The following is an 18,419-nucleotide window of genomic DNA, read 5'->3' on the forward strand; positions in this document are numbered from 1 at the left end:
TTTAGATTTGAAGCATTTACCCCACGGATCAATTCGGGGGCTCCTTTATCGGATACAGGTTTTTTATTTCTGGACTGATGAATCAGGGGGCTTGTATCCTGGATGCTTGGATTGTCAAGTTTTGTCCGACTAATTTTTGCGGGTTTGTCGGCTGTTGCAGGGGCTGCGGTGACGCGCCCCCACTCTGCGGGCGAGATAAGTTGTTTATTCCATGTCTCTGCGGTTGGGGTTCCGGGCTGGGTCATTGGACAAAAATCCAAATATGAACAGGGAAACAAAAAATAAAACAACTACATTAACTACGATTTTGAGGGTTAGCACTGTGGGAGTCTCCAAAGATGGCCTAATACTGAGCTGCTGCTGTTGCAGCAACTTTTTTATCATAAGCTAAAGATTAGTCAATTTTATCTTTGCTTTTGAGGATTTTTGGCAAGTTGATTTTTGCCCAATTCCAGAGTTGCTCGGCGATGTTTTCTAGCCGCAGCATAACTCGATCGAGCCATTCGAGCACTTGTTCTAGGGGGTGCTTAATGTATCCCATCGATTCTGCTTTTGTTTCTAAGTATTCGCCATCGGGGGGGACGCCTGCGCTGGGATTTTTGGGTTCAGCAGCAGCGCGGGTTGGGGCGGTGTATCTGCTGGTTTGCGCGGTGATTGCTGCTGGGGATTTGTTGTTTTGTGCGGTGTTCGGGTTGGTGTTTTTTGGCACTTGGGTTTCCGGCGCGCGCCCTGGGGTTGATTCTGCTGCGAGTGCAGAGCTATTTTTTTGAGTAACTGCTAAATCTGATAAATCAGATGCTGTTTGGGGTTGACTTTTGGGGCTTTGTGTCAGCAAGCTCTGTTTTAGCTGCCCCAGCAGGCGGTGAAGTGCTTCGGGGTAAGGGGAGATTGAGAGTGCGGTCGATCGACCTTCTGCCAATTCTCCTAATTCTGCAATTTCTTGCTTGACTTTTGGGCTGATTTGTGCTATAGCATCGGGTTCGGAACTGCCGTCGATTAAATGCGGCGGTGCTGCTTCCCCGAATAAGTCTTGCCAGTTGAGCCACGGTCGATCGACCTCTGGGCTATTTTGGGTGTTTTCTTGTTCTTGTCGCTGTTTCAAATAATACTGAATTGCAACTGATTTCTCCGTATTATCACTGGCTGCCGTTTCTTTGCCCAAAAGGTGGTCTACTGACGACCAAATCATTTGTTCGATGTTTCGAGCGTATTTTTCGAGGATGTCGCGGGCGGACAAATCTACATTAGCGTCTGTGCCGGATGTATTAATTTTGACTCCGGGGGCTTCCGTGGGTGCGACGACTGTTTTTGCCGCTGGCGGTAGGGTTAATTCCTCAATGTTGACGGCGGCGCGATCGAGTAATGTAACAAAGGAGAGAGGAGTTGGGGGTCGATCGAACTTGCTGTTAAAATTAGTTTCTAGTTTTGGGGTATTGTGGTCGATCGAATTCGATGCCGCCATTGACTGCTGTGCGGTTTTTGCTTCGATCTGCGCGCGGGCTTTTTGGACTAGGATGGCATTGCGGTCGATCGATTTTTTAACTGCGAGGATTGATTCTCCAAACTGATTTTTTTTGAGGGCAACCGGACTCGTCTGAAGCCAGGCCATCAATTCCCAAAAACGACGCATCGGCGGTAACTGCGCTTTTTTCGCCGCTGACTCCAAACCGAGATTAAATTTTAATTCTTTTTGGGTAATTTCCCGTCGTTCCGGCCCGCTGTTGGCTACTTCCCAAGTTATGCAACCTTCAAGCATTTCCTGCTGTTCGGGTGTCAAAATATCTAATATCTGATTTTCTCTTCCCACCAATACTAAAGTGCGGGCTGGGATAAAACTGGCAATTCCCTCAACTTTCGGTTGCGGTTTTAATCCAGTTTTAGCAAGCGGGTGTTCTAAGACGGAAGTTGTTTGATGCTTGGCGATTTGTCCGCTAAAATTGATAGCTGGAGGTAAATCGCTAGCAGCATTTCCCTGATTAATTAACATCGGGAAGCTGGCTAAAGTTTTCGCGGTTTGCGACGAGGTTAGTAAATTTTCGGCTAGGTGCAAAATTTCGGCGATAGAACTTTCGTCGGAAGTTTCGCCCTGATACCAATTTTGTGGCAAATCGGCATTTTCGTCACCGCCAAATTCTTGCAGTTCCGGTAAATCTATTTTTTGACTTGATGCCCGCAACTGTCGGCCCAGCATTCGGGAACTTTGCACCAGCAAATAAGCTGGATAAAGCAGAATTTGGGTGGCGGTGAGAGTTGTTTCTTTAATTTGACGCCAAGTTCGATCGCAATTGTCAGCGACTTGGCGGGACTGTTTCGATATAAAGTTTAATAGTCGGCTTTGGTATGGGCCGTAGTAACCGTTGGACATAAGTTTAATTCTTGAATTCAGATTTTTGATTCGCGCCGGAATTGCTGAATATTGCTGTAAAATCAAAGCGATATCTTAATCGAAGCTTCAAACCCTCTGAAACCTTTATTTCTTCGCGTCCTACCCTTCGGGAACGGCTTCGCCGAACGCGTCTTCGCGGTTCGATATAAGATATTGCACCAATGTCAATAAGCCTTTTACTGACTGCAGGATGCCCACCCCTACTCCCCACAAGAAAATTCACTCTTTGTGGAACAGGCATCTTGCCTGTTCTTGAGAATAGTGCAAGATGTGAGTTCAATCCGATTTTTGATTAATACACAATTCCTATTTTAGCGAAATATGAGCGCTTCTGTGTCACCTGCTAGCAATAATATTTCTGAAGTTGTCGAGAAGTTGCGCCGCCTCAGCCAAGTGGAGGTTCAGTCTGGTTGGAGGTACTGCGATTCTGACTCGGCGGTCTCTTCGGTAAATATTTGTAACAGCCCCGTTGCCGAACTTAACGGGAAAGGACATATTGCTTGGCCGTCTGGGAAGCAAGTTTTGTATTTGGGCCAGCAATTTGTAATTCCTGACAATTTGCACGGCTATCCTGTGGTTGGTTTGCGGTTGCTGCTGGGTTTGACTTGGTGGGCTGAAGATGCTCAAATTTTTGTCAACGGCGAGTTAGTCGGACAGGGAGATTTATTTGATTTTGCCGATCGAGTTTTGTTGAGTTCGTCGGCTAATCCCGGAGATGAATTTTTAGTAATTTTGCGGTTGGTAAGTCCGGGTCACGATAACGGTGCTTTAGTGCGATCGATTTGTTTGTACGAAGCTGCTGATTCTTGTTGTTTCGATCCGGGTTTTGTGGCTGCCGAATTAGAGATTTTGCAAAATTCGCTTAGTCGAAATTTAGAAATTGAAAATTCCCAATACCTCCCCACCGAAATAATAGCAAATCGCCCCCGGTTTGTCAAGGGGGAAATGCTGAAATCTGAGATTGATTTGGCGATGGGTTTGATTGATTGGGCGGCGGTGGGCGATCGCGAAAAGTTCGATCGCTCGCTGTCTGTTTTGCGGCACAATTTACTGGGATATCTGCGGGCTTTTTCGGGGGATTTAGATGAGGGAACCGCAGAGGCCGCAGAGGCCGCAGAGGGAGGAAGAAGAGATGAGGTTGTTGATGTGGGAGAAAGTAGCGATGCTACATCTATATATATAGGAGAAAGCGGCGAACTGACATCTTTTTCTGGGGATTTAGATGTGGGAACCGCAGAGGGCACAGAGGGCGCAGAGGGAGGAAGAAGGGAGGAGGTTTCTCAGGTTGGAGACAATAGCAATGCTACATCTATATATATAGGAGAAAGCGGTGAGCTGACATCTATATATACAGGTAAAATCTATTTGGTGGGTCACGCTCATTTAGATTTGGCTTGGCTGTGGCCTGTCCCGGAAACTTGGGAAGCGGCAAAGCGAACTTTTGAGTCGGTATTGAAATTACAATCTGAGTTTCCCGATTTGATTTTCTGTCATTCTACTCCGGCGCTTTATGCTTGGGTGGAAGAACATCGGCCGGACTTATTTGCTGCGATTAAAAAACAGGTGGCCGTCGGACGTTGGGAAGTTGTCGGCGGGATGTGGGTAGAACCGGATTTAAACTTGATTTCTGCTGAGTCAATGGTGCGGCAAGTTTTTTATGGACAGCGTTATGCAAAAGAAAATTTTGGGGAATTGATGCGGGTGGCTTGGCTACCTGATACTTTCGGTTTTGGGTGGCAATTACCTCAGATTTTGCGGCAAGGTGGAGTTGATTATTTTGTGACGCAAAAGTTGCGTTGGAACGATAGAACGGAATTTCCCCACGGTGCGTTTTGGTGGGAAGGGTTGGACGGTACTAAAATATTTAGTATGATGTCTCCTCCCATTGGTGAAGGCATAGAATCTGTGAAAATGGCAAGTTATGCTTTTGACTGGCAAGCTAAAACTAATTTGCCAGATGCTCTTTGGTTGCCTGGGGTTGGCGACCACGGCGGTGGCCCGACTCGTGATATGTTGGAGGTGGCGAAACGCTGGAAAATGTCGCCTTTTTTCCCCAGGTTGGAGTTTGCGAAAGCGGTTGATTATTTGTCTTTGATTGAGAGTCAGTTTTTACCGGCAGTTGCGACAACTAAGCCCGAAAGCGATGTTCCCGACTCGGACTATCAGGAAAATTTGCGGGCGCTAGAATTTTCAAACTTGTCGGCAATGAAGGATGCAAATCCTCCCATCTCACAACTCAAAACTCTTCCCGTTTGGAAAGATGAACTTTATTTAGAATTCCACCGGGGTTGCTACACGACTCGCGCCGACCAAAAACGACAAAACCGCCGCTGCGAAGAATTGCTCTACCAAGCGGAGTTGCTGTCTTCGCTGGCAACGATTTGTACTGGTGCGGTTTATCCGAAATCTGAGTTAGAATCAGTTTGGAAACAAATTTTGTTTAACCAGTTTCACGATATTTTGCCCGGTTCGGCGATCGCCCAAGTTTATGCGGATGCTAATCTAGCCTTTGCTGAGGTCGATCGCACTTGTCGCGAAATCCTGCTACAATCTTTGGATGCCATCTCGGCTCAAATTTCTCTCCCTTCCCCTCCGCAGCCTGACGCTCAACCGATTTTGATTTTCAATACTCTCAATTGGTCGCGCTCTGAGGTTGTCGCCGTACCGCTTCCCGATTCGCCTGATTCCGCTTGGCAAATTTACGATTTTTCCCGACGGCGATTGGCTTCGCAGATTGTCAGGGGCGATCGACCGCAATCGCAATCTACACTGTTATTCTCGGCAAATAATATCCCCGCCCTTGGCTACCAAGTGTTTTGGCTGTGTCGCGAAGACGCTCAAACTGTGGATAATGCGTCCGCGAGTCCAGAAACTGAAAAAAAGACAGATTTATCAAAACTTACATACGGTATAGCACAAAAAAACACACGTTGTCAAGAAACGCATTTTGCAGCCGCACAAATGGTTCTAGAAAATGAATTTATTCGGGCAACAATAGACGGCAAAACTGGGGATTTATCCAGCATTTGGGATAAAGTAAATAACAGAGAAGTCCTGAATGCAGCAGGCGGCAATCAACTGCAAGCATTTCAAGACAGCGGCCAATATTGGGATGCTTGGAACATTGACCCAAATTATGAAAAACATCAATTACCCACGCCGACACTCAAAGATATTTGTTGGGTAGAGCAGGGAGAAATACGGCAGAGTTTGCGCGTAGTCCGACAAATTGGCAAATCGGAGTTTTGCCAAGATTATATAGTAGAAATAGGTTCGCCGCTGCTGAAAATCAAAACTGTTGCAGATTGGCAAGAAAGTCACGTTTTAGTAAAAGCAGCCTTTGGGTTAAATGTAGAAGCAGATTGGGCAACTTGCGAAATTCCCGGCGGTGCGATCGCACGCACAACCAAGCCGCAAACACCCGCCGAAAAAGCCAAATGGGAAGTGCCGATTTTGCGCTGGACTGATATCAGCAATGACGGTTTTGGAGTGAGTTTGCTCAATGATTGCAAATACGGTTGCGACCTTCAACCAAATCAAATTCGGCTGACTTTGCTTCGGGGTTCGACTTGGCCGGATGAACAAGCAGATTTAGGAGTTTCGGAATTTACTTGTGCAGTTTATCCCCATGCTGGAAATTGGCAAGAAGCCGACACAGTTCGACAGGGCTACGAGTTGAATTTACCACTGCTAGTAAAGGTGTTGCCCAAGTTAGAGAAAAATGACCACAAGACTCTGCCCGCAGTTGGCAAGTTTTTGGATTTGTCCGCCGAAAATTTAGTGCTGATGGCATTCAAACAATCGGAAGATGATTCTAATTTGTGGATTTTGCGGTGTTACGAGTGTCACGGTGAAGAGGCGAAGTTGGAATTAAAGAGCGATTTGGGTTTGGCGATTAGTCAGCCTGTCGATTTATTAGAACAACCCATAAATTTGCCCCAGAAGTCAGACGATGGGACAAGTTTCACAATATCACCGTGGAAAATAGCGAGTTTTGCAGTAAATTTATCATTGCCAATGGAGAATAGTACCCCATCGGACATTTATCCAACCTTTTGAGACTTTGGGAACTTACTGTTAACAAAATTTGTCAACCTGCGCCAATTAGCTCTCACAACTTTCTTCTGATCTAAAATATGCAAAATTACGAACGCTAAAAATGTGTACGCCAGCCAAAAATGCAAACTCCTTCCCAAATCAACCATTGCGGAATTCTGCGGAAACACATCCGGTAAAACAATGCCGAAAAATTTCACATTGTTACTTTTGAAAGAGTTAGAAAAAAAGAAGCCTGTAACCGGAACTAGCCACATAAAAACGTACAAAGTTGCGTGCAAAGCAAAATTTTTGTACCATTCCTTTGTAAACTTTGGCAGGCGTTTTGTATATTTTTTCCACCATACCCGCAACAGAGTTAAAATCCGCCAAGTCAGTAAAGCCATTGTCAGCACCGCTACGGATTTGTGAAAATCATAAAGGGGGCCTCGAATAAACAAGCCTCTCGGCAATCGAGCCATAAACATACCGCCAATAAACAGCACTAAATAGCAAGCTGACATCACCCAGTGTAAGGACATCAGTTGTTTGAACGCAGAATTAAGTCTGGGTTTCGCAGCGGGTTGGGTAGTCACTGTTCCTTACCTCCTTAGCGTTTGCTGGACAAGATTAAGTATAAACTATGGGACTAAAGTCGGTGGCCGATTGTGCATTATAAGATTTACTTAACTTAAGTATTATAAATATTTATTAAACAGTCTAATTAATTAGATTCACGCTCGTCATTCCCAATACAAAACATCGTATTGGGGTCGATCGCCTCCCAAGCAGTTTTCAGGTCGAGTATCCCCAAAAGCCACAGCACTCATCTGACTCGATAATTGCAACCGCCGCCCGGTTCATCCGCAGCCCCGGCAAATATCCCAAATCGAATCCGAAGTAGGTCAGTCCCAATACTAGGTATTTGAGTGTTATCATATATACTTAAAATCATTGATTGCCAGTTTTTTCCATTGTCTAGGATGCTAAAAGTACAGACCGGGTAATTGCAGCTAAACCTGCTGGCATTGCAACTAGCGGGAAATATCGTCGGCAGACGGTCTACTAACTACAAACAAACACAGTGGTTGCATTGGGAAGCGAAAATCAGGGTGCTGGACAAGTGGTATTTTTGTTACAACTTGTAACTTTTTTCAAACAACAGGTTTAATTTAGTTTCACAAAAAAGTTAAATTCCAGAAAGTAAAATTAATTACAGTCGAGTTAAGCTAAAAGTGTTTGCTAAAAAAAGTAATTCAAGCAACCCCGAAACCAACTATTCTCACTTGATCGACACAGAGGGCGAGTTCGCGACAGCAAAACTTGCGTGCAGCCAACAAGTCGAACAAGATTGGTATGGAACTCTCTACGAGAATTTTCCGGGCATTTACTTCGTTCTAGATGCTTTGGGAAGAGTTTTTTCGCTCAATCAATTCGGCGCGTCTCGCCTCGCCTACAAATCGCAGGAATTAATTTGTCATTCAATTTTTAACATATTTTACTGCCAAGAACAAGGCAAAATGCAGGCAGAATTTGCTGGATTGGCCCAGCCGGAAAACGGTACGTCAACTCCAAAAGTTGCCTGTTGGGAAGGCTGCTTGACTTGCAAAGACGGCAAGATTATTAGGGTAAAAGCTACCGCGCGCGCAATGCCGGCGGTAGATTGGAAAATAGAGGAAAATACTAATGGTCGTTCAATTGCCAATTTCCAACGGCCGGCTGTACTGTTAGTTTGCGAAGAAATTAAGGCTGCTTCGCAGTCACCCATGCCGCCCAACCAGAGAGGAAATTGGCGCAGTCCAACTTTGGCGATCGCAAAATTAGCCAAAAGTCAACTTAAAGAACGCCACAATATAGAAGACTTCATCCGCGAAGTAACAGAAACCGCTGTCAGTATTGTCAACTGCGATCGAGCCAGTATTTGGCTGTATGGCGAAGACAAAACGCAGCTTCACTGCATTGACCTTTACGAACAAAATACTAAACTCCATTCTGTACAAATAATCATCACAGCAGCAGACTGTCCGGCATATTTTCAAGCTTTAAAATCGGCAAGTGCGATCGCAACTGTGGCTGCAGAAAATGACCCCAGAACGCGAGAACTTGTCGGTCTTTATTTGCTCGATCGGGGCGCGACTTCCTTGTTGAACGTACCGATTGTGCTAGCAGGTAAAAGCTTGGGAATAGTCAGCGCCGAACGCCAGGGTTCGGACGGTGATTGGACGGAAGAAGAACACGAATTTACCCAAATATTAGCAGATTTTGTATCCTCAAGTTTGTCAGCTAGCGAAAAGTTAAAATTAGAAGCAATGCGGCACGAACAGCAGCAAAACTTGCTAAGCCAATACTACGATCAACTAGAAGAAAGAGTAGAAAGACGCACGGCTGAACTCAAAAAAGCTAACCACAAACTGCAAAAAGAAATAATTAAAAGAAAGCAAGCCGAAGCCGAACTACGCCTGCAGCAACAAGAACAGCAAATAATTTTTGATTCCGTGCCGGCGATGATTTGGCTCAAAGATACCGAAAGTCGCCTGCTGCGAATTAATCAAGCCGCGGCTGCATCGAGAGGTTTGCCTGCCGATCAATTAGAAGGTAAATCTTTTTATGAAATCTATCCAGACGAAGCAGAGCAATATTATTTAGAAGATTTGGAAGTAATCAATTCTGGCGTTCCCAAGCAGGGCCAAGTCGAACTACTGCCAACAGCCTCTGGTCAAAAATGCTGGGTGCGGACAGATAAAATACCTTACCGCGATGAAACAGGTAAAGTCGCTGGTGTAATCGTGTTTGCAGTAGATATTACTGATTTAATTAGAGTCGAAAAAGAACTGCGAGAATATCGCGATCGCCTCGCACAAAAAGTAGAAAAACGTACTGCTATGTACAGGCAAGCCATGACCGCTTTGTACTCGGCAAATACGCAATTGCAACAGTTAATTAACAACAGCTATTCCTCTGGGGAAAATGGCAGCAGCCAGTCAGCAGCACGCTTGCTCGAATGCGAAGCTTATTTTGAAGCAGTTGCCGTGGCTGACCGCGACACAATTTTGAGCGTCAGCAGCAATTTTGCCCAACTTTTCGGTTACGAACCTGCGGAAATGGTGGGAATGAGCTTGCTGGAACTACTGTCGCCGAAATCATACAAACAGGCGTCGCAAATGATTTCTGCAGCCAGCAATACAGTCTGTGAAACTATTTTTCTCAAGCGAGATGGAACTGCTTTTCCTGCTGACGTTCGCAGCAAATTCGTATTTTGGGAAGGTCGTTTAGTCCAGGTAAAAGCAGTCCGAGACCTCACGGAACGCAAATTGCTCGCAGCAGAATTAGAGCGATCGCGCTCTCTGCTGCACGCTACCTTAGAAGCAACGGCAGACGGCATTCTCGCCGTTACTACCGCCGGAGAAATGATTAGTTATAACGAAAAGTTAGTTCAAATGTGGGGAATTTATGAAGAAGTTAGAAACTCAATGGATAGAACGGTGCGGCTGGCATTTCTCACGAAGCAAGTGAAAGATCCGAGGGCTTTTTTGCAGAGAGTTAAAGAATTTTATAGCGATGCGGAGTCGGAAGGTTGCGATATTCTAGAATTTAAAGACGGCCGCACTTTTGAGCGCTACACGCAGCCAATTCGAGTCGGACAAAATATTATTGGCAGGGTGTGGCGCTTCCGGGATATTACCTCTCGCGAAAAGGTGACGGCAATGTTGGGAGATTCTCAAAGGCGCTTTCGGGCAATTTTTGATTCTTCTTTCCAATTTGTGAGCTTATTGAAACCGGACGGCACTCTGCTGGAAGCTAACCAAACTTCTCTAGATTTTGCAGGAATTAAGCTACGGGATGTGGCTAATAAACCGTTTTGGCTATTGCCTTGGTGGGGAGATGCTGAGGAAGTTCAGGAACAGTTGCAAGAGGCGATTTCTCGATCGGCAAAAGGTGAATTTGTCCGCTATGAAGTGGAAGTTCAAGGTGTAAATCGGACGGCAACTGTTGATTTTTCTCTCAAACCGGTCGCGGATGAAACTGGCAAAATAGTATTGTTGCTGCCGGAAGGTCGGGACATTACTGAAAGTAAGCAAGCCCAAGTCGCGCTGCGGCAACAAATAGAACGGGAACGCCTGATCGGGCAGATTCAATCGCGCATTCGTTCTTCTCTGGATCTCCAAGATATTCTCAACACTACAGTAGCGGAAGTGCGGGAGTTTTTGGCAACCGATCGCGTGCTGGTTTTCCGCTTCCGACCCGACTGGAACGGAGATGTGGTGGTGGAGTCGGTTGCAGAAGGATGGATGCCACTCAAGGGGATGGGAATTGACGATTGCTGTTTTGCCAATACTTACATCGGACAGTATTTAAAGGGTCGCATTCGCGCCATAGAGGATATTCATGCTTCTAATTTGAGCGAGTGTCATCTTAATTTTTTGGAGACTTGTCAGGTGAAGGCAAATTTGGTAGTGCCGATTGTCCAGCAGGGCATAGAACCTAGGGAAGGTAACAGTTCTTGTCAAGTGCCGAAGTTGTGGGGTTTACTGATTGCCCACCACTGTTCGGCACCCCGCCAGTGGCAGCAGTTTGATGTGGATTTGCTGAGTCAGTTGGGTACTCAAGTTGCGATCGCGATCGAACAATCTTTACTTTACCAGCAGCTAGCTGCTGCCAACCAGCGGTTGGACGGCTTGGCGAATTTGGACAGTCTGACTCAACTAGCTAACCGCCGCCGTTTTGACGAGGTGATCAACCGAGAATGGGAGCAGTCGAGCTCTTCGGAACCGCTATCTTTGATTATGTGCGACATTGACTGTTTTAAACTTTACAACGACAATTACGGCCACCAAGCCGGGGATGCTTGTTTGCAGCAAGTGGCGCGGGCGATCGGAGATGCTTGCACAAACGCACCCGCAGAGCGCCTCTATTTAGCTGCTAGGTACGGCGGCGAGGAATTTGGGGTAATTTTGCCAAATACGGATGTCGTGGCTGCACAGGCTGTTGCTGAGGGAATCCGCAGCCGCGTCAAAGCCTTAGCAATTCCCCACATTAAGTCTGTTGTCAGCGATTGCGTGACTCTCAGCTTGGGAGTTGCGGCCGTTTCGCAAAGTCAAAATTCCCCGAAAATGCTGATTGAAGCTGCAGATAAGGCACTGTATCGAGCTAAGTCGGGCGGGCGCGATCGAGTGGCTATTAATGAGTAATCAGGTTATTTTAAATTTGAGATTTTAGATTTTGGAATTACTGATGAAGCTGCTGGTTTGGGGCTTGTCTACAGTTGCATTCTTGTTTGAAACTGGTATTACTAAAAAAACGATCGCCCTAACTGGCATAAAGTTAGTGCGATCGCGGTACTATGAATCAGCTATTTATCTATCAGACTCAGCGCGGATTTTTTACGCATTTCCACTGATTTTTTTACAAAACTTTACCGTGAGTAGCGTACAAATATCCAAAAACCACGTTTCTCTACCCGATGTCTCTTTTTTTATTGAACCGCAGAGGACACAGAGAGCGCAGAGGAAGAGAAAAGAGCAAGGAAGGAGTTCGCAATTGATTGGGGATTGCTATAGCAATTACTCACCTATTTCGCTAACAGTTTTTGAAACACCTTATACATATCCTCGGCTAACTTTTTAGGATTCCACAAAGGTGCGAGATGTTCTGGCTGCTTAGATTTTACTAAATGCTCTTTCACCGCATTTCTGAAACCCGCATCACGACCAAACTTAACTCCCCACTGCGTGTATTCTTCCCAACTCCACGCCGCACCTACATCAAGATTTGCACTTTTCAGAAAAGCGTAACCCATGCGCGAAAGATATTGGTCGCCGGATCGAGTTACCACTGGCAAATTCGCCCACAAAGCCTCTAAATTGTGAGTGCCGCCGTTGTAAGGATAGGAATCTAAAAGCACGTCGGCTACATAATAAATAGCGCGGTGTTCTTCTTCACTTCTGGTTTGACCTATAAACTTAATCCGAGCAAAATCTACTCCCTGAATTTCGCATTCTTCGCGGTAAGTGCTGTGAATAATATCGGGGTCGCCTTGACCTTTGCGGATTAACACACTATCTGGTACTTCCTTAAGGATTTGAACTTGAGCTCGTACCATTTCGGGATTAGTTTTTCTCCCTGGCGCAACGCACAGATAAGTCATTTGATCCAAGCCAATTCCGAGAGCGTTTCTAATCGCCTCTCGGTTCACAGGAATGCTTTGCAGTGCGCCAATTGCTACCGAACCAGCAGGCAATCTTACTAACTGTTCTAAGTAATTTTTTTCAACACCAGGGGGGTGAGTGTGTTCGTCGCACAGAAAGTAGTGATTATCTGAAATGTAGGGTGCGTCAAATCCCAGCCAAGAAACGCAAATACCCGCAGGATATTGATACAGCACTTCGACATTTGTGGGCACTGTCATCGAGTCTAAGTCTATCAAAACATCCAAGTTGTCTTGCGCTACTTCGGCAAAGATTTCGCCGCCGTCAGCAAAGCCGTTTGGATATTTTTTAGGCCAGTAAAACTTGCCCGCCATGTCTTCAAACCGCTGCGTAACTTCATCTCGGTGGAGTTTCCCGGTGACGTAAAGGTGAACGTGGGGGGTGATGTGGCTTAATTCGCGAATTAAAGCTTCGCTGCACCAGCCTACTGAGTGGCGGCGGAAGTGTTTGGAAAGGAAGCCGATTTTTAAAGGACGCTGTTCTTTTGTTTGGTACTTGGCTAGGTTGCTTCTGTTAATTTCCTGGCGCTTAGGAACGGCTTTTTGGTAGTATTCTTTGGCAATGAGTCTGTAGAAACTGGCATTTTTTTCGCGGTTGTCTCGCAGGTGAGAAACTGCAAAGAGGAAGATTTCGTAGAGCAGTTTTAGTTCGATTGTGGTAAAACTTTCGACCTTTTCGTAGCAGAGTTTTTCGATTTCTTCGAGTTTCTGAATTGCCTGTTTGCTGACACCTGATTGCAGGTAGGAAAAGACGTAGGCTGTAGCTGACATGACTGGGGCGACATCGCCGCAGTTTTCGCAGTATTTGTCGGCGACGTTGCGGGCTCCGGCGAGGTTGGTGGAATGGCTTAGCAAGTCGCACAGTTGTTGGTAGGCTTCGCTGTATTTGGGGTTGCATTGGATCGCCTTTTCAAATTTGGCGATCGCCTCCAAGGGCTTATCTTGTTTTTGAATGTGCCCCATCCGACAGTAAACCTCTGCCCAATTCGGTTTTAATGCCAAAGCTTGCTGATAGCTGGCTAAAGCTTCTTCCAGCCGCCCCTGCATGGAAAAACAACTGCCGAGGTTAGCGTGAACTTCCGGCCAGTTGGGCTTGATTTTCAGAGTGTTTTGATAATTAGTAATCGCTTCTTCGTACTTGTTTTGCTGTAAAAAAGAGTTGGCTATATTGAAGTGCAGAACTTCTAAATGCGGCTTTAAAGCTACAGCTTTCTGATAGTAAGCGATGGCGGCGTCGAGATTGCCTTGTTGCGATCGCGCGCTGCCGATGTTACCGTAAGCTTCGGCCCAATCCGGTTTAATGGCGATCGCTTTTTCGTAGCATTCGATGGCTTCATCGCGCTTTCCTTGGCTGAAAAGTCGATTACCTAAGTTAAAGTGGAAGTCTGCACCGACTAGCTGCGGGTTGAGTTCGGATGTTCTTTTAAAACAGGCGATCGCTGCTTCGATGTTGCCGTGTTGCTGATATACTTTCCCTAAATTCCAGTGAGCTCCCGCTAAATCGGGACTCAGGGCGATGGCTTGCTGATAATGGGCGATCGCTTCTTCCAAACGCCCCAATTTGAAATACATACTGCCGATATTGGCGCGCACTTCCGCAAAATTTGGCTGCAATTCTAGGGCTTGAGAATATGAACGAATGGCAGCTTCAGTTTTGCCTACTGCTTGCAAGGCATTGCCTAAAGTGACGTAAGCATGGATGAAATCCGGTCGAATTTTTATCGCTTGCTGACAAGCTGCGATCGCCTCTTTAATTTTACCTTGAACTAAAAAGTTTTCTGCCAGTTTTTTGTACGGTTCTACTTCTTCAAAATTGGCAACTTGTCCGGCATCGGGAACATTTAACGATGTAACTTGTTCGGAAAGTTCGGCGGGATTTGTAAACGGAGTATTTAAAGTCTCAGTGGTTGGTGCTGGCGGCAAATTGATGCTCGAAGGCTGCAAGCCGTAGCCTTCATCTTTGTTGACCGATACTGGTTGCGATTCCCCTGATTCTGTTTCTAATTCGATAAAGTTGCTGTCAGTAGTTGCCCGCTCTTTTTGTGCGATTAAACTCGCTAATTTCTCAGCAGCGGTGGCATCTTCCGGTTGCTGTTGCAGCACTTTTTGATAGCAATTAATTGCTGCATCTAACTTTCCTTGCTGCTGCAAAACGCTGCCCAGCATCAAATTAACTGAGCTTAATTGAGGATTAATGGCAAGAGCTTTTTGGTAATAATTTGCCGCCTGTTCCAATTGCCCTAACTTGTAATACATACTGCCGAGATTTGCGCTAGCTTCGGCAAATTCTGGCTGAATTTTTAAAGCTTGCAAGTAAGCTTGAATTGCCCTTTCCAGCTTGTTTTGACTGTGCAGGGCATTGCCCATGGTCAAGTAAGCTGCAGCAAAATTCGGTTTGAATTTAATCGCGAGATTGCAAGAGGCGATCGCCTTTTCAAATTCTCCTTGCAAAACATAAACTTCCGCCAACTTTTTATGAACTTCCGCATCTTCGGGATTAAACTCTAAAGCTTTCTGATAATTCTCGATAGCGCCACCGAGATCGCCTCGCTCTTTCCGCCAATTTCCCTTTTGAAAATAATCTCTCACTGCCTCTAAACCTACTAAAGAATTCCCGATCATTTGCTCTGCCACTCTTACAGATTTTACACTAATAATATTCAACCATTCTACCCACTATCGGTATCGCACAGACCAAGTACACCCTCGATTTATATATTCTACCTGCTGTCTCAGATGATTTTCAGCAGTTGCGCCGCCCGCACCCGCGCCCTCTTTTAAAACTCCGACTATCGCCTCTAAAAACCGCCTTGTATATCCCTCCCAATCTGGTTTACCCGCCCGCTTCCAATTAGTTACCGATGCCAAATTTTCCACCCCTGACATGGAAACTAGACGGGCAAATCCAGCAGTTGTTTCCGGCAAAGCTGCCAATGCACTCGTCACAATCCGGCAACCGCAGGCCATCGCCTCCATCGCGACAATAGATGACGTTTCCAAACAGGTATTCGAGTAAGCTAAAACCGCGACTGAACGCAGTTGCCGGACGAGTTCGGGTTGCGGTACGGAACCGACGTACTCGACGCCTTCTGTTTCCTGGCACTGGCGGTAAAGTTGACAAAAAAAAGCTGGTTATCATTGTCGTATATTTGGTGTACTTTCATGCTTGAAAATAGTTTAATATGGTTATGGAAACAGATTGACGAATTTCGATATCGAGAAATCAGATTTTCATTGTGGCAATTATCCACCGATTTGTGAACTAGATTTTTTTATTTAACCGCAGAGGACGCAGAAGGCGCAGAGAAAAAAGAGAGAAGTTCCCACTTGAAATAATTTGCCAGTTCCCTCTCTTCATCTTCTTCCTCTCTGCGTTCTCTGCGCTCTCTGCGGTTAAATAAATCCATAATAAATGGTATAATCTTAAAACTATTAAGGAGTACCGAACATGACCACAGAACAAGATCCCGTAAAATTGATGAAACAGCAAGTCGGCTTTGCTGCCGCCGATCGCGTAAAATCTGGTATGATTGTCGGACTCGGCACCGGGTCAACTACAGCTTATACTATTCAAGCATTGGGCGATCGCATAAAATCAGGTGAACTCAAAGATATCAAGGGAGTGCCGACATCTTTTCAATCAGAAGTGTTAGCCAAACAGTACGGAGTACCGCTGACAACACTAGATGAAATTGACAGAATTGATGTAGCTATTGACGGCGCTGACGAAGTAGATCCCCACCTCAACTTAATTAAAGGTGGCGGCGCAGCCCACACCCGCGAAAAAGTAGTCGATTACCTCGCCACTCAGTTTATTGTAGTAGTTGACAGTTCCAAAATCGTAGATAAATTGGGTTCGACTTTTCGCGTGCCCATCGAAGTTATACCGATGGCATTAACACCAGTGATGCGCGCCATTGAAAAATTGGGTGGCAAACCCGAACTCCGCATGGGCGTGAAAAAAGCAGGCCCCGTAATTACCGATCAAGGTAATATGGTAATTGATGTCAAATTTGATGACATTGCCAACCCCGGAGAAATGGAAAAAAGCTTGAATAACATTCCCGGTGTGTTAGAAAATGGTTTGTTTGTAGACTGTACAGATTTAGTTTTAGTCGGCGAAATCCAAGACGGAAAACCAGTGGTACGCGAAATTTCTAAATAGTCAAAATTGCCCAGGTTTGGTCATAAACTCTTTGTGGAACAGGCATCTTGCCTGTTCAGAAGAATGCTGCAAAAACTCTTTGTGGAACAGGCATCTTGCCTGTTCAGGAAAATGCTGCAAAAACTCTTTGTGGAACAGGCATCTTGCCTGTTCAGGAGAATGCTGCAATATGCGATTTACAGCCCGCAAAAACACCAAAAACAAGGTTTCTTACCCTATAGCAACCGCCAAGACTCTTAAGAAGTTCTTAATCAGTAAAACCCTTGCGATTGTTACATCTCCCTTCTTCCTTCTTCCTTCTTCCTTCTTCCTTCTTCCTTCTTCCTTCTTCCTTCTTCTATAACTTTGACTTTGATTATGATGATGAAATATCGCAGATTCGGTCGCACAGAATTATCCATGCCCGTCTTTTCCTGCGGTGGCATGAGATATCAGTACAAATGGCAAGACGTGCCAGCCAATGAAATTCCCCCAGACAATCAACAAAATCTAGAAGCGACGATTAGCTACTCGATTGAATGCGGCATCAATCACATAGAAACTGCTCGCGGTTACGGCACTTCCGAGATGCAATTGGGGCGAATTTTGCCGAAGTTTCCCCGCGAAAACTTGATAGTGCAAACGAAAGTTAGTCCCAAACCCAACTCCCAAGAGTTTCGCGAAGAATTTGATAAATCCTTAGCTTATTTGCAACTGGAATACGTCGATTTACTGTCGCTGCACGGCATTAATACATGGGAATTGCTAGACGAGTCTATCCGTCCGGGCGGCTGCATGGATGTGGCGAGAAAGTTGCAAGCAGAAGGCAAAGTTAAGTTTATTGGTTTCTCAACTCACGGCCCGACGGATGTAATTGTCAAAACAATTGAAACAAATCAATTTGATTATCTTAACTTGCACTGGTACTACATCAATCAAAGTAATTGGCCGGCAATAGAAGCTGCTAAACGTCACGATATGGGCGTTTTTATTATCAGTCCTTCCGATAAAGGCGGTCAACTTTACAGCCCGCCGCAAAAATTGGTAGACTTGTGCTATCCGTTGAGTCCGATGGTGTTTAATGATTTGTTTTGTTTGTCGCATCCGCAAGTACACACTTTGAGTTTGGGCGCAGCCAAACCTGAAGATTTTAACGAGCATCTGAAAGCTGTAGAATTGTTAGATAGAGCCGATGAAATTTTGCCACCGATATTAGAAAAGTTAGAAAAAGCAGCCATTGATAAATTAGGAGAAGAGTGGTTTAAGACTTGGCACGTCGGTTTACCAACTATCGAAAATACTCCCGGAGGTATTAATATTTATGTGATTTTGTGGCTGTGGAATTTGGCGCAGGCTTACGATACGATCGACTATTGCAAGATGCGCTACAACCTTTTAGGTAATGCCAGTCACTGGTTCCCAGGCCAAAAAGCCGTAGCTTGCGGGGCGGAACGCCATCGCCTCGATGAATTAGACTTGCGCCGCTGCCTAGCCCACAGTCCCCACGCTGCTAAAATTCCCGGTATTCTCCAAGCAGCCGATCGGCTTTTTGGAGGCGAAGCCATCCAACGCTTGTCCCAAGAATAATCAAAAAAAACCCGGTTTCGAGACAGAAACCGGATTGGTGAACCGGAGCACGTGAGTTAGTT

Annotated in this window: 12 protein-coding genes; 4 read left to right on the top strand and 8 right to left on the bottom strand. The window is 45.6% G+C overall.

Annotated features, from left to right (window positions below):
* Positions 1 to 204 precede the first annotated feature (204 nt).
* The 3 genes from QUB26_RS14125 to QUB26_RS14135 form a co-directional block, all read right to left on the bottom strand.
* Entirely contained in the window at positions 205 to 321 is a 117-nt protein-coding gene (locus QUB26_RS14125) for a photosystem II reaction center protein I (protein WP_039887172.1), read from the bottom strand.
* A gap of 73 nt (positions 322 to 394) precedes the next feature.
* Positions 395 to 2,365, bottom strand: a complete 1,971-nt coding sequence (locus QUB26_RS14130) for a hypothetical protein (protein ID WP_333245365.1) — start codon at positions 2,363 to 2,365, stop codon at positions 395 to 397.
* Between the two features lie 4 nt (positions 2,366 to 2,369).
* A complete protein-coding gene (locus QUB26_RS14135; RefSeq protein WP_333302849.1) occupies positions 2,370 to 2,627 on the bottom strand; it encodes a hypothetical protein in 258 nt (85 codons plus the stop codon).
* An 80-nt stretch (positions 2,628 to 2,707) separates the two neighbouring features.
* Here QUB26_RS14135 and QUB26_RS14140 point away from each other — a divergent pair, with 80 nt between their 5' ends.
* Positions 2,708 to 6,445, top strand: a complete 3,738-nt coding sequence (locus QUB26_RS14140) for an alpha-mannosidase (RefSeq protein WP_333318499.1) — start codon at positions 2,708 to 2,710, stop codon at positions 6,443 to 6,445.
* Here QUB26_RS14140 and QUB26_RS14145 read toward each other — a convergent pair.
* Together QUB26_RS14145 and QUB26_RS14150 are read right to left on the bottom strand one after the other, a co-directional pair.
* On the bottom strand, positions 6,430 to 7,017 hold the full coding sequence (locus QUB26_RS14145; protein WP_333318501.1) for a cytochrome b: 588 nt from the start codon (positions 7,015 to 7,017) through the stop codon (positions 6,430 to 6,432). The genes QUB26_RS14140 and QUB26_RS14145 overlap by 16 nt on opposite strands.
* A gap of 199 nt (positions 7,018 to 7,216) precedes the next feature.
* A complete protein-coding gene (locus QUB26_RS14150) occupies positions 7,217 to 7,360 on the bottom strand; it encodes a hypothetical protein (RefSeq protein WP_333318504.1) in 144 nt (47 codons plus the stop codon).
* Between the two features lie 296 nt (positions 7,361 to 7,656).
* On the opposite strand from QUB26_RS14150, the gene QUB26_RS14155 reads away from it, so the two are divergent.
* Positions 7,657 to 11,610, top strand: a complete 3,954-nt coding sequence (locus tag QUB26_RS14155) for a PAS domain S-box protein (protein WP_333318507.1) — start codon at positions 7,657 to 7,659, stop codon at positions 11,608 to 11,610.
* 380 nt (positions 11,611 to 11,990) lie between these two features.
* On the opposite strand, the gene QUB26_RS14160 is transcribed toward QUB26_RS14155, so the two are convergent.
* A complete protein-coding gene (locus QUB26_RS14160) occupies positions 11,991 to 15,248 on the bottom strand; it encodes a tetratricopeptide repeat protein (RefSeq protein WP_333318510.1) in 3,258 nt (1,085 codons plus the stop codon).
* 54 nt (positions 15,249 to 15,302) lie between these two features.
* On the bottom strand, positions 15,303 to 15,665 hold the full coding sequence (locus QUB26_RS14165; protein ID WP_333244303.1) for a hypothetical protein: 363 nt from the start codon (positions 15,663 to 15,665) through the stop codon (positions 15,303 to 15,305).
* A gap of 409 nt (positions 15,666 to 16,074) precedes the next feature.
* On the opposite strand from QUB26_RS14165, the gene rpiA reads away from it, so the two are divergent.
* Complete coding sequence (gene rpiA / locus QUB26_RS14170) at positions 16,075 to 16,791, top strand: ribose-5-phosphate isomerase RpiA (protein WP_333153978.1); 717 nt, start codon at positions 16,075 to 16,077, stop codon at positions 16,789 to 16,791.
* Here rpiA and QUB26_RS14175 read toward each other — a convergent pair whose 3' ends face one another.
* A complete protein-coding gene (locus tag QUB26_RS14175; protein WP_333302852.1) occupies positions 16,792 to 16,995 on the bottom strand; it encodes a hypothetical protein in 204 nt (67 codons plus the stop codon).
* 156 nt (positions 16,996 to 17,151) lie between these two features.
* On the opposite strand from QUB26_RS14175, the gene QUB26_RS14180 reads away from it, so the two are divergent.
* Positions 17,152 to 18,357, top strand: coding sequence for an aldo/keto reductase (locus QUB26_RS14180; RefSeq protein WP_445299608.1), 1,206 nt, complete (start codon positions 17,152 to 17,154; stop codon positions 18,355 to 18,357).
* Positions 18,358 to 18,419 lie beyond the last annotated feature (62 nt).

The organism is Microcoleus sp. B4-C1 (assembly GCF_036705285.1).
Lineage (GTDB): Bacteria > Cyanobacteriota > Cyanobacteriia > Cyanobacteriales > Microcoleaceae > Microcoleus.

Excerpts from the sequence above, each read along its gene's own strand:
- QUB26_RS14130 (WP_333245365.1), bottom strand. The coding sequence starts at position 2,365 with ATGTCCAACGGTTACTACGGCCCATACCAAAGCCGACTATTAAACTTT.
- QUB26_RS14135 (WP_333302849.1), bottom strand. The coding sequence starts at position 2,627 with ATGCCTGTTCCACAAAGAGTGAATTTTCTTGTGGGGAGTAGGGGTGGG.
- QUB26_RS14140 (WP_333318499.1), top strand. The coding sequence starts at position 2,708 with ATGAGCGCTTCTGTGTCACCTGCTAGCAATAATATTTCTGAAGTTGTC.
- QUB26_RS14150 (WP_333318504.1), bottom strand. The coding sequence starts at position 7,360 with ATGATAACACTCAAATACCTAGTATTGGGACTGACCTACTTCGGATTC.
- QUB26_RS14160 (WP_333318510.1), bottom strand. The coding sequence starts at position 15,248 with ATGATCGGGAATTCTTTAGTAGGTTTAGAGGCAGTGAGAGATTATTTT.
- rpiA (WP_333153978.1), top strand. The coding sequence starts at position 16,075 with ATGACCACAGAACAAGATCCCGTAAAATTGATGAAACAGCAAGTCGGC.
- QUB26_RS14180 (WP_445299608.1), top strand. The coding sequence starts at position 17,152 with ATGATGAAATATCGCAGATTCGGTCGCACAGAATTATCCATGCCCGTC.